At 72.0% G+C, this 12,932-nt stretch carries 3 protein-coding genes; all 3 read right to left on the reverse strand.

The features are described from left to right. Positions 1-59: 59 nt before the first annotated feature. From HNR76_RS10160 to HNR76_RS10170, 3 genes are read right to left on the reverse strand one after another with little or no spacing between them, the layout of a single operon-like run. The gene (locus HNR76_RS10160; RefSeq protein WP_162310541.1) at positions 60-1,073 is read right to left on the reverse strand and encodes an OmpA family protein; all 1,014 of its coding nucleotides are present in this window, start codon (positions 1,071-1,073) and stop codon (positions 60-62) included. 11 nt (positions 1,074-1,084) lie between these two features. Next, a complete protein-coding gene (locus HNR76_RS10165) occupies positions 1,085-4,501 on the reverse strand; it encodes a hypothetical protein (RefSeq protein ID WP_162310540.1) in 3,417 nt (1,138 codons plus the stop codon). Beyond that, positions 4,498-12,897 carry an SdrD B-like domain-containing protein gene (locus HNR76_RS10170; protein WP_162310539.1) on the reverse strand — a complete coding sequence of 2,800 codons (8,400 nt, stop codon included), beginning with the start codon at positions 12,895-12,897 and terminating at the stop codon, positions 4,498-4,500. Before HNR76_RS10170 ends, HNR76_RS10165 begins: the two co-directional genes overlap by 4 nt. Positions 12,898-12,932 lie beyond the last annotated feature (35 nt).

Genomic DNA, 12,932 nt, shown 5'->3' on the forward strand with positions numbered 1-12,932 from the left:
GCCCCCCACGGCACCCGCCCGCGCCGCCGCCGCGCGGGCCTGCGGGCGGCATGCCTCCATCAGCGCACGATGAAGCGCACTTCCACCCGGCGGTTCGGCAACAGGCACTCCAGCAGCGCGGCGCGCGGGGTCACGCCCTCGCAGCGCTGCACCTGCTCGGTATCGCCGCGGAAGGCGTACTGGATCGCGCCGGGGTCGACGCCGCGCTCGGCCAGCAGCGCGCGCGCGGTTTGCGCACGCCGTTCGGACAGATCCTGGTTGTAGCCGTGGCCGCGGCCGGCCATGCGGTCGGCGTGGCCGACCAGTTCCACCCGCTCCACCGCCAGCCCTTCTTCCGCGATCCGCGCCAGCGCCCGCTCCAGGGTCTGCAGCGAATGGTCGCGGATGTCGCCGCGGCCGTGGCGATCGAACTCGAACAGCAGGTTGACCACCAGCGGCAGCTCGGCCGCCGGGGTGGCGGTGGACGCGGCCGGGCCGCCGCACTGGCGGGCCAGCGCCTCGGCGTCGTTGACCCAGTCCTCGGCGATCTGGACGTACGGCTTGGCGTGGCGCCACTGCTGCTGGTTGAACTCGTTTCCGGCATGGACCAGATCGACCTCGCCGCAGGCCACGGCCTGCTGCGCGCAGGCGAAGCCGGGCGTGCCGTGGATCGCGCGCAGACGCTGCCACAGGTCATGGCGCAGGTAGCGGGCGTCGTTGACCAGCGCGGTGTCGACGGGCAGCGGCTCCACGCCGTGCTCCATGCCCGCGATCAGCTTGACCGACTCGTCCAGTGCCTCCTGCGGGAAGGCGCTGCGGTCGTTGCGGCTGTACTCGTGGAAGGACACGTCCAGCCAGCACTGGGCCTTGGACAGGTGGTAGTCGGCCACCGGGCGGCCGGCGTCGTTGAGCGCCTGGATGCGGCCCTGGGTGACGTCGTAGCTGCCCAGGTCGGCATGGATCGCCTCGTCGCTGATCCGGTCCTGCTGCGCGGCCAGGCGCACCGCGTCCTGGGCGTGGCCGGCGCCGGCCAGGGTGGCGAGGATGGCGGCGCACAGCAGCGGCGCGGCGCCATGGAGGCGGGAAGAAGTCATGGGCTTGGCCTTCATTCGGTGGTCGTCCCGTGGCGCACGGGCTCGCGGTAGCGGGGCTGCTCCCTGCGGAACAGGTCCTCGTCGAACTTGAAGCGCAGGCGCAGGTAGGCGCCCTGCTGGGTGTACTCGTAGCCGGACAGGTCGCGGTCGCCGGCGAAGCCGGTCCAGTTGTAGCCGGCCGACAGCCACAGGTTCTGGCGCAGCAGGCGGCCCACCTCCAGGCCCCAGGCGTACTGGTTGGCGCCGTGCTGGCCGCGGAAGGTGGAGGCCAGCGCGCCGATGTCCCAGTTCTCGGTGACGTCGTAGACCACGCGGCCGGACAGCAGCACCGCGTCGAAACGGCTGTCCACGCGGCCGCCGTCGGCGTAGGCGAAGCGATCCTGCTGCCACTTGCCGGCGACCCGCCAGGTCAGCCACCACGGCCGCGAGGGATGCCAGTCGGCGTGCATCGAGACGATGTGGGCGCGGGTGCGCACGTCCTGGCCGGTGCCGTCCACCGCCCGGCCCTGGTCCAGCGCCAGGCCGCTCTCGTCGCGCTCGAGCTTGTACTCGTAGCGGGCCAGCGCGTTGATCCGGTTGGTGTCGGTGTCGCGATAGGCCAGGCCCACCTGGAAGCGGTCCTGCAGCACGTCGCCGCGGCTGCGGTAGTCGGTGGCCAGCAGGTAGTTGCGGGCCAGCACGGTCCAGTCGCGGCCGAGCTTGCGCGCGGCCAGCAACTGCACCAGGGTGGTGTCGAAGGCCTCGTCAGCCTCGGTCCCGGCCACGTCGCCGGAGATGCGGTGCTCCACGCGCGCGCTGCCGCGCCACAGCGGGTTGGCGGTGTAGTCCAGGCCGAAGGCCAGGCCGGTGGCGTCGCCGGTGGCGCCATCGTAGACCTTCACGTGCTCGGCCGAGCTGCTCAGGCGCAGGCCCTGGGCGATGTCCCAGGTGTGGCGGATGCCGGAGGCGGCCTGCAGGTCGCGCCCGTTCACCGCGTCGCGCATGCGGTACTCGCTGAACACCTGGGTGTCCTTGACGTAGCGGGTGTCCACGCCGAACACGAAGGCGTCGGCCGGCCGGCCCACCTCGGTGATGCCGTAGGCGCTGGTCAGGCCGGTCTGCTTCTCGTAGCGGCCGTACAGGCGGCTGCGCTCGAAGACCTGGTAGTCCATCCCCAGGGCCAGGCGGTTGCGGTCCTCGCCGCGGACCTCCTGCTCGATCTCGCCGCCAAGCGAGAGCTTCTCGCTGACCTTGTAGCCCAGGCCGAGGCGGGCGGTGTCCGATTCCAGTTCGGTCCCGACCGGCAGGCTGCTGGTCCACTCGCCCTGCGCGCCGCTGGCGCCGAGCACCGGCAGGCCGGTGAGCGGGTCCAGCGGCTGCTGGCCGTAGCCCAGCGCGCCGCCGCCGGCGCCGGTGGCCAGGCCACCGGTCAGGCCGCCGGCGCTGCCGAAGGGCGCATTCATCGTCCACGGCGAATACGCGCCCACGGTCTCGCGGATGCTGCGCAGGCCCAGGTCCACGGTCAGCTTCTCGGTGGCGCCGATGCGCAGGCCCAGGCCGGCCGCGTCGCGCTGCCCGCCGTCGGGGTTGCGGTCCTCGCTGCGCAGCGCCTCCACGTACGGCTCGAAGCGCGCATTGACCTTCCAGGCCAGGCGCGCGCTGTACTCGCCGCGGCCGCCGTACAGCGGCGAGGCGGGGTTGTTGAAGGCCGGGTCGGTGCGCGCGGCGAACACGCGCGCCTCCAGCTTCTCGCCCTCATGGCCGAACTCCACCCGCCAGGCATCGCCTTCGACCTGCCCGGTCATCCCCGCCAGGCCGGGCGTGGCCACCTGGTTGACCGGGTTGGTGTTGACTTCGCCGCGGGTGCGGGCGAACTCGGCGGCCAGGAAGGTGTTCGCGCCGAAGCGATAGCCGGCGTTGAGGCTGGCCATGCGCAATTCGGCAAACGGGTTGCGGTCGTCCACCGCCGAGCCGCCGACTTCCAGCTTGTCGGTGAGCTTGAACTGCGCGTCGGCGCCATAGGTCCAGAACTTCTCCGTGCCCAGGTCCATCTCGTAGGTCACGCGCAGCGAGACCGGGTCGAGGTTGGCGTCGAACGCGGGCAGGAACTGGTTGAGCAGGATGCGCCCGGAGAACGGTTCGAAGCTGTAGTCCACCAGCCGCGCCAGGGGGCGCACCTCGACGATGCGCGAGGGCTGGTTGCGGTCGCGCACCACCACCTCCACCCGCTCGCTGCCCTCCAGCACCGCACTGTTGCGCAGCGCGTACGGGCCGCTGCCCTGGCTGGCGAACTCGTCGATCACCTGGCGCAGCGAGTCCTGGATGGCGAACACGTTGCCGCGCACGCGCTCGGATTCGAAGTGCCAGCCCAGGCCGGTGGCGGTGCGGTTGTAGGTGCCCAGGCTGCGCTGCGGGATCGGCCCGCCGCCGCCCACGCCGGTCGCGGTGGCCAGGGTCTCGCCGGTCTGGAAGTCGCCGTACAGCAGGTAGCTGCGGCCGTGGTCCACGCGCACGTACAGGCGCTCGGCCGAGCGCGCGTCGAAGCCGCGCAGCGCCGAGTCGCCGTACACCGGGTAGAACTCCTCCGGGCGCACGTCGCGCAGCAGGCGCGAGCGCAGGTCCTTGTCCGAGTCGTAGGCGGCGGTGAGCAGGTACTCGCCCTTGATCCGGCCCTTGACGAAGAACGCGGTGCGCGCCGAGGCGCTGGCCTTGCCGTTGCCGAACTGCCGGTCCCAGCGCCGGATCTCGCGCTCGAACGCGTCGCCGCGCTCCACCGGCGCGATCAGGTCGCGGTTGCCCTTGCGGCCGAAGTTGAGGATGCCCTCGATCAGGCCGGTGGCCAGCAGCTCGCGCATCTCCGGCAGGAAGCCGATCACGCCCTCGGCGGACTGGCCGCCGGCGGTGATCCGCAGCAGCACGTCCTGCGGGTCGTGTGGGGCGATCAGGTCGAACTCGGCCGCGCCGTTCTCCACCGCCAACTGGATGCCGGGCGTGGCCTTGTCGGCATCGGCCGCGCCCGGGCCGAACTCGTCGGTGCGCGAGCCGGGCAGGCGGATGCGGCCGCCGCTGTGCTCGATCGTGGCGAAGGCCTGGCCGGCCAGCGGCAGGCCGTCGGCGCCGAGCAGCGCCACGCGCACGTGCACCGTGGACTGGCCGTCGGCCGGCACGCCGTCGCGGTCCAGTTCCACGCGCACGTGGTCCACGGCGCGGTTGGCGCTGTAGTCCACCGCGCCGGAGCGGCCATCGACCACGCGCGGCGCGGCGGCGGTGGCGGCCGGCGCCTGCGGGTACAGCGCATCGGCACGGCCGAGCGCCGGGGTGAAGCGGCCGCTGCCGGACACGTCCTGGGCCAGCGCGGGCAGGGCCAGGGGCACGGCGACGGCCAGGGCGCAGGCCAGCGCGCTCGGGCGGGGGCCGCGCAGGGGACGGAACGCGGGCAGGCGGCTCACGGCTGCGCCTCCTGGTCGCCGGCGGCGGCACTGCGCCCGGGCGTCACGGGTCTAGGGTCCACGATCGGTCTCTGGTTGGCCGAGTCGGTGCCCTGTCGCGGGCTGCGCTCGGGCTTGCTGTCGAAGCGCAGCGCCGGCAGGCCGGTCTCGGTCTCGGGCGCACGCACCTCGCCCTGGGCGCGGCGGGCCTTGACCTGCTCCAGCACCGGGTTGGAGCAACTGCCCTCGATGAAGTCGGCGCGGTGCAGCTCGCCGTTCTTCAGGTCGACGAACAGACTGTCGGCGTCGCCCAGGTTGCGGTTGGAGCTGGTGGTCAGGCGCGCGCCCACCGGCAGGGTGGAACCGTCCACCTTCAGCGTGTGGCTGCGCGGCGGCAGGCCGCAGTAGCTGTACTTGCCCTCCGAGTCGGACACCATCCAGGTGCCGTCCTCGAAGTACATGCGCACGCCGGGGATGCCCAGTTCCTCGCGGTCCTGCACATGGTTGTTGTTGCAGTCCACGAACACCTTGCCCAACACGCAGCCTTCGCTGGCGAACACGCCGCCGCGCACGGTCACCCGGTACTCGGCATTGTTCGAGGGCATGCTGCCCGGCAGCGGCGTCTTGCTGGACGGATCCACGCAGTGGTCGTCGCGCTGGCAGCCGTGGGCCTGGGCGCGGTTGACGCCATCGCCCTGGTCGGCACCCACGCCGATGCGGACGCGGTAGGTCAGCGTCCTGTGCCCGTCGATGGGCAGCGCGCCGGCATCGAACACCAGCACCGGGCCGGGACTGCCGGCCGGGTCGGCCAGCGCCGTACCGTCCACGCGGGCGGTGCCGTCGACGTAGGTGAAGCCGCGCGGCAGGCGGTCGACCACGTCGACCTGGTTCAGGCCGGCACCGGATACGTGACGGATCTCGACGGTGTACAGGACCATGTCGCCGATCTCGGCCACCGAGCGGTCGCCGCGCTTGGCGATGCTCAGCACGCTCGGCTGCTGCGACAGCCGCACTTCGTTCGGCACCCGGCACAGGTTCTGGGTGATGTCCGCCTCGCACGGATCCAGCTCGCCCGGGCGCTCCTCGAACGTGGCGCGCTCCTCGGTGCCCGGCTCGCGCGAGGGCTCTTCGCCGCCGCCGGCCACCAGCACCGCGTTGTTCACCGGGCCGTTGCCCAGCGCCTCGGGCAGCACCTGCACCGGTACGGCGATGGCGCCGGGGTGGACCTCGCCCACGGCCAGCACGCGGTCGCTCGCGCACTGGAAGCGGCTGTCGCCGGCCGCGCCGGTGCAGGTCCAGCCTTCGCCCGTGGGCGCGGCGGCCAGCACGATGCCGGCGGGCAGGCGGTCCTCGGCGACGTATTCGCCGCTGCTGGCGCGCTCGCCGATGTTGCGCACGTCGATCCTGTAGCTGGCCGGCATGCCCACGGTGAACACCTCGGTGTCGGCGGCCTTGCTCACCGCCAGGTCCGGCCAGGCGCGCAGCACCTGGCTGGACAGGCGGCAGGCGTTCTCGGTGATGGCCGGGTCGCACACCGGCAGGCGCGGCACGTCGTTCTCGAACGCATCGCGCTCGTCCGGGGTGGGCGCATGGGGCGCTCGCTCGCCGCCGCCTTCCACCAGTACCGCGTTGTGCACGGTCTGCGCATCGGCCGCCGCCTCGCCCACCGCCACCGGGACCTCGATCGGCGCGGCCGAGACCTGGCCGGCGGCCAGCACCTCGCTGCTGCGGCAGGCGAAGCGGTCCTCGCCGGCCTGGCCTTCGCAGGCCCAGCCCTGGCCCGAGGGCGTATCGCTCAGGGTCACGCCCACCGGCAGGCGGTCGCGCACGGTGTACTCGCCCACGGTCGGGCCCTGCCCGGCGTTGCGCACCACGATGCGGTAGGTGGCCGGGTTTTGGCTGAGCAGCACCTCGGGCGCGACCGACTTGCTCACGCGCAGGTCGGGCGTGTCGCCGATCTCGCCGAAGTTGTTGTCCACCGACTCCTCGCCGCCGCCCAGCACGATGTCGCTGATGGCCGAGGGCGTGGTCGCGCGCGGCGTGGCGGTGCCGCCCAGGCTGCCTGGGGTGGTGATGCCGTTGAAGGTGTCCGGCGGCTGCACCGGCTCGGTCACCGTGTAGGTGCCCGGGCGCAGGCCATCGAAGCGGTAGCGGCCCTCGCTGTCGGTGGTGGTGGTCAGGTGCACCGCGGTGCCGGTGTCGTCGGTGCCGGTGAGCACGATCTCCACGCCGGGGATGCCGGTCTCGCCGGGGTCGACCTGGCCGTCGTCGTCGGTGTCGTTGTAGACCCGCCCGGAAATGGAACCGCCCAGCACCTCGCCGAAGTTGTTGTCCACGGCATGCTGGTCGGGGCCCAGGACGATGCCGGCGACGGCCGACGGCGTGGTGGACGTCGGGGTGGGGGCGCCGCCCAGGCTGCCGGGCACGGTCTTGCCGTTGAAGGTGCCGTCCGGCTGGTCCGGCTCGGTCACCGTGTAGGTGCCCGGCAACAGGCCGTCGAAGATGTAGCGGCCCTGGGCGTCGGTGACGGTGTCGCGCTGCACCGGGTTGCCCAGCGCGTCGATGCCGGTCAGGCGCACGCGCACGCCGGCGATGCCGGTCTCGACCGGATCGATCACGCCGTCGTTGTCCAGGTCCAGCCACACCCGGCCCGAGATGGAGCTGTTCTCTGGGACCTCGCCGAACAGATTGTCGTCCGACACGCTGCCCGGCACCCGCAGGTCGATGGCCGTGATCGCGCTGGGCGTGATGCCCGGGCCGGTGGCGGCGCCGCCGGCGGTGCCTGCGGTGGTGATGCCGTTGCGGGTGCCCGGTGGCTGGTTGGGCTCGGTCAGGACGTAGATGCCCGGGCGCAGGTTCGGGAACGCGAAGCGGCCCAGGGCATCGGTGGTGGTGCTGACGTTGACCGCCGCGCCGGTATCGTCGGTGCCGGTCAGCACGAGGGTCACGAAGCCGATGCCGGTATCGCTGCCCACGTCGATGACGCCGTCGTTGTCCAGATCGAGGAAGACGGTGCCGGAGATGGAGACCGGCAGGATCTCGCCGAAGTCGTTCTGGACCGACTGCGCCCCCGCCGGCAGCACGATGCCGCTCACCGCGCTGGGCACGGTGCCCACGGCGGTGACCGTGCCGATCGGGACGCCGCCGATGTTGCCGACCAGGGTGGTGCCGTTGAGCGTGGCGGTGCCGCCCACCACCGGCTGGGCCAGTTGCTCGGTCACCGTGTACGTGCCCGCCAGCATGTGCTCGAACAGGTAGTCGCCGTTGACGTCGGTGGTCGCGGCCGTGACCGGGTTGCCCAGGGCGTCCACGGTGCCGGCCGGCAGCTCGACCTGCACGCCGGGGATGCCCGGCTCGCCCGGGTCGCGCACGCCGTTGTTGTTCTCGTCCAGGAACACGGTGCCGGCGACCGTGCCGGCGACTTCGCCGAAGTCGTTGTCGAACGAGCCCAGATCGGTGAGGTTGTTCACCGTGATCTCGTTCAAGGGCGTCTGGCCCTCGGCCAGGCCGGTGGGTTGGGTCTCGGTGATGCGGTAGTCGAAGCCGATCGGCGCGTTGGGATACAGGTACTGGCCGTTGGCATCGGTGGTCAGCACCACCGGCGGCGGATCGTCGAGGGTGCCGAAGTTGCCGTCGGGGCCGGCGCTCTGGACGGTCACGGTCACGCCGGGGATGCCCGGATCGGTCGGGTCCTGGGTACCGTCGCGGTTGCGGTCCAGGTAGACGGTGCCGGTGATCGCGCTGATCAGCTCCTCGCCGAAGTTGAACTGGGTGCCGTCCAGGCCGGCGCCCAGGTCGATGAAGGAGATGCGGTCGGTGGTGATCGCATCGTCGCCGATGCCGGTGCCCGGCTCGCAGTTGCCCGGCCCCGGCGGGCAGGGGTTGCCGCCGATCAGGCCCGGGTTGATCGCGCTGGGGCGGTTGTCGTACTGGCCGCTGCCTGGCAGCGGTTCGGACAGCGTGTAGACCACCAGCGGGTCGAGGTTGGTGAACTCGTAGTAGCCGCTGGCATTGGTGGTGGCCGAAGTCAGCAGCGTGCCGGTGGCCGCGTCTAGCAGGTTGACCGTCGCCCCGGCGATGATCAGGTCGGGACCGACGTTGCGCACGTTGTCGCGGTTGGCGTCGGCGTACACGTAGCCCGACAGCGTGGGACGCCGCACTTCCGGGAAGTCGTAGCGCACGCCGGCATCCCCGGCGACCACCGCCACGCCGGCATAGGCGGAATTGCCCGCGCCGTCCACGGCGGCGGCGTAGGTGCCGCCCAGCGAGGCGGCCTGCGGGTCGGGCGCGGCCGGCGGGTCGACCGGCCCGTTGATATGGGTGGATGGCTGGGTCTGGACGATGGTGTAGCCGCTGGCGTCCGATGGCGGCAGGTCCTCGAAGGCGTAACTGCCGTCCGGGTTGGTGACGGCGGTGCGGCTGACCGTCTGGCCGAACGCGTCGGTGCCGGTCAGTTCCAGGCTCACGCCGTCCATGCCGGGCTCGCCGGTCGTCTGCCGGGTGCCGCCGTTGCCGGGGCTGCGGTCGCGGTCCTCGTACACCACGCCGGACAACGAGGCGCGGGTGACGTCGAGGGGGACGGTGACCTCGTTGTTGCCCGGAGCGGGGTCGAATTGCTCGGTGGCGACCCTGGCCACGTTGTTGGCCGTGCCACCGGTCGGGTAGCTCTCCCAGCGCGCAGGCACGATCACCCGCACCCGGCCGTTACTGGTGACGTCGCCGACGTTGCAGGTGACCACCTGGCCGGCCAGGGTGCATGACCCGCCGCCGTTGGGAACCGTACCCAACTGGGCCGGGCCGGCCTTGCGCCAGGTGACGGGGCCGGTCACGACCAGGCCGGCCGGCAGGGTGTCGGTGATGACGGTGCCGGTGCCATCCAACGGGCTGCTGCCGGTGCGGTCGCGCGAGAGCGAGGCGCCCGGCCCGTTGTTGTCGCCCTCGATGACGTAATGGAACGGCTGCCAGACGCTGACCTCGGTCACCGCGGCGGGCAGCGCCACGCTCGGGTCGGCATCCGGCGCGGTGGCCACCGCGCGCTTGCTCACCGCCATGTCGGCGCGGGCGCGGATGGTGGTGTCCTCGTCGACGGTGTTGTTGCCGGGATTGGTATCGACCTCGGCGGAGCTGGCGACGACCAAGTTGTTCAGCACGTCGCCGATGGCCGCCGGCGCGGTCTTGTACTGGTAGCGCAGGTACAGGGAGCCGGTCGAGCCGCTGGCCACCACGCCATCGACGTTGCCGCCGAAGCCGGCGCCGGGCATCAGGCAGTCCAGGGCCAGCGTGGCGGGCCCGGTGGCCGGGTTGGCACCTGCGGCGATCGTGCACCGGGAGGACGGATCGGCGAGGCCGAGGAACGGGCCGGCCACGGTGTCCGAGGCGCCGATGAATTCCACCTCGCGCCCGGGCTCCGGCGTGATCGTGTCGAGGATGCGGGTGTTGGTCGCGACCGAAGGGCCGCCGTTACGCACCGTCACCTCGTAGGTGATCATGTTGCTGGCCGGATCGATCACGCTGTAGCCGAGCGGATCCACGCCTCCGACGAATCCGGTGTCGCGCTTGTTCGGCACCAGCTCCACCTCGCCCTGGTCGAAGGCCAGCGTGGCGTCCTTCCGGTCGTCGGCGATGCTGGGATCGGAGTTGTAGTTGTAGGGGCCGCTGGCGTCGCTGCCGGTCGCCGGCACCGGGCTGCCCAAAGCGTCGGCAAAGAAGAAATCGGCGGTGTTGGTGAAGCTGCGGGCGCTGTTGGTGGCGTTGACGTTCGGCCGGATCCTGATGGTCAGGCTCTCGGTGCCGCCGTTGGTCAGGTCGATCCGCGGGCAGACGATGGCCACTTCGGCCGGCGCCCCCGTCGAGTTGGCATAGCTGTAGCCGCCGGCCGTGAGCGTGGCGGTCACGTCCAAGCCGTGCTGGGCGGTGCAGGCCGCGCCGCCGCCGCCACTGCGCTGGGCCGAGACCAGCACGAAGCCGGCGTCGTCGGCCGGCAGGGTGAACACGTCGCGGAACGCCACCCCGCGCGCCGTCGACGGGCCCTGGTTGATGTAGGTGACCACGTAGGTGGACTCGACGCCGGCACGGCCGGTGGCGCCGCTGGTGATGGTCTTGCTGCTGGTCCGGACGTTGGCCATCCGTTCCACCCGCACCCAATCGCGCGCCTGGTTGTTGGACGAGTCGATCTCGCCCACGGCGCCCGGCACCAGCGAGTCCACGCCGACGCCGGCGACGTTGCAGTGCGCCTCGGCCACGCCACAGGTGCCGCCGCCCTGCCCGACCGAGTCGTACAGCGGACGGGTGGCGCGGATGGTGATGACCGCCGTGCCGCCGTTGGCCAGCACCGCGTTGCCCGAGTTGCAGATCACCGATGCGTTGGAGACGGTACAGGCGGGCCAGCCCGGCGGCTGGGTGACGGTGATCGCCGTGCCGCCCACGCCCGAGACGTAGCCGGGGATGGTGTCGTTGACCACCACGCCGGCGGTGTCGTTCGGGCCGTTGTTGGTCACCGTGAGGGTGTAGACGACCTCGGTGTCGGCGATCGTCACCACCTTGGCGGCCGGCGCGGTGGTCGCCTTGGCGATGGTCAGGTCGGTGCGCTCGACGGTGGTGCGCACGCCGGTGCCGTTGTCGCAGTCGTTGGCCGCGTACGGATCGACGATGCTCGCGGCACCCACGGTCTGCAGCCCCGTATCGATGGAGCAGGCGCGGTTGACCAGGCTGGCCGAGGCCGCGCGCGCGCGGGTGACGATCGCCAGCGCCGGCGCATCGTTGCCGACGTTGACCGGATAGCCGCCGTTGAGATCGCAGGTCACGGCCTGGCGTGCCGGCGGCGCCGCATACGGCTGGTCGACGGTGCAGGTCCAGGACGAGGGCGCCTCGACCTGCAGGAACTCCTCGCCCGCGGCCAGGGTGTCCACCACCTGGATGCCGCCGTGGGCCGCGCGCGGCCCATGGTTGTGCACGATGATGGTGGAGGTCATGTGGCTGTCGGTGCTGCCCGGCGGATCGCCCGCGTTCCAGATCGCCACCAGGGCCGGCAGCTTGCTCTTGCCCACTTGCAGGTCGGCGCCGTCCGGCAGCACGGTGAAGCTGTCGTCGGAGCTGTTGTTGCTGGCGTCCGGGTCGGCGGTACCCGAGGCGATGGTGGCGGTGTTGACGATGGTGCCGCTGCTGCCGGCCCCGACGACGGGCAGGTCGGCGACGATCTGGAAGACCGTGGTGGTGCCCGCGGCCAATGCCGGGATGGTGCACTCCCGGACCGTGTCGGTGGGATCGGTGGTGCAGGTCCAGCCGGCCGGCTCCGTCGCGCTGGCGATGACCAGCCCGGCCGGCATCGCATCGCGCACGACCACGTTCTGCGCCGGACTGGGACCGTGGTTGCGCGCGGTCAGGGTGAAGGTCACCTGCTCGCCGGCCACCGCCGGCGCCGGCAGGGCCACCTTCTCGATGGCCAGGTCCGCGCCCGGGGTCACCGTGGTGTTTTCGGTGGCGGTGTTGTTGTTGGGGTTGGTATCGGGCGTGCCGCCGGGATTGGGGGCGACGCTGGCGCTGTTGGTGACGGTGCCGACGGCCGCGATCACCCGCGCGCGGAAGGTGAAGCTGCGGCTGCCGCCGGCGGCCAGCGTGCCGGCGTGGGTGGCGGTCATGGTGCCTGGGTCCAGGGTCCAGTTGCCGCCGCCGTTGAAGCCGCCGGCGTACTGCAGCTCCGGCGGCAGGCTGTCGACCACCCGGAAGTCGGTGGACGCGCTGGGACCGTCGTTGTGGACCGTGACGGTGTAGGTGATCTCGCCGCCGCCGATCACCGGGTCGGGCGAGCCCGACTTCTCGACCCGCAGGTCGCCCGAGTCGATCAGCGTGGTCGGCTCGTTGGCGGTGTTGTTGTTGGGGTTGATGTCGTCGGCGAAGAAGAAGTCGTCCGCCGTCAGGCTGGTCACCGGAGTGGTGGCATGCGGCAGGTTGCCGCCGAAGCCGATCGCGCCGCGCAGGGTGTAGGTGGCGGGTGCAAGGCCGGCGGTCAGCACGCCGATCTGGAAGGTCTGCGGGGTCTGGCTGAACAGGGTGCCGACGGTGCACACCACGCGCTGCGGCACGATCGCATCGGCCGCGCAGAAGCCCGGCAAGGTGCCGGCGGTGGTGCCCGCCGGCAGGTCGAAGATGACGGACACGCCGGTGGCGATGTCGATGTCCCCGTTCTCGACCTGGACGGTGTACACGACTTCCGTGCCCGCCGGCTGGCCGTCGTAGCCGGCATCGGAAAGCCCGCTGAACTGGAGATCGACGGCCAGCGCGGCCGGTGCCAGGACGGCCAGGGCCAATGCGGCCAGGCGGCGCCATCCGCGCCCCGAGTGCTTGGGCGCGCAATGCCCGCCTGCGGCCGAATACCGGCCATCCACCGTGGCCGGCGTCGCGTCGTCCTGCTTGTTCACGCTGATTTCCCCTTTGCCTGAGCCCGGCTCTGGCC

Origin of the sequence: Pseudoxanthomonas broegbernensis (genome assembly GCF_014202435.1) — a bacterium.
GTDB lineage: Bacteria > Pseudomonadota > Gammaproteobacteria > Xanthomonadales > Xanthomonadaceae > Pseudoxanthomonas > Pseudoxanthomonas broegbernensis.

Bases quoted from the DNA above. Each gene is read 5' to 3' on its own strand.
- HNR76_RS10160 (WP_162310541.1), bottom strand. From the start codon at position 1,073: ATGACTTCTTCCCGCCTCCATGGCGCCGCGCCGCTGCTGTGCGCCGCC.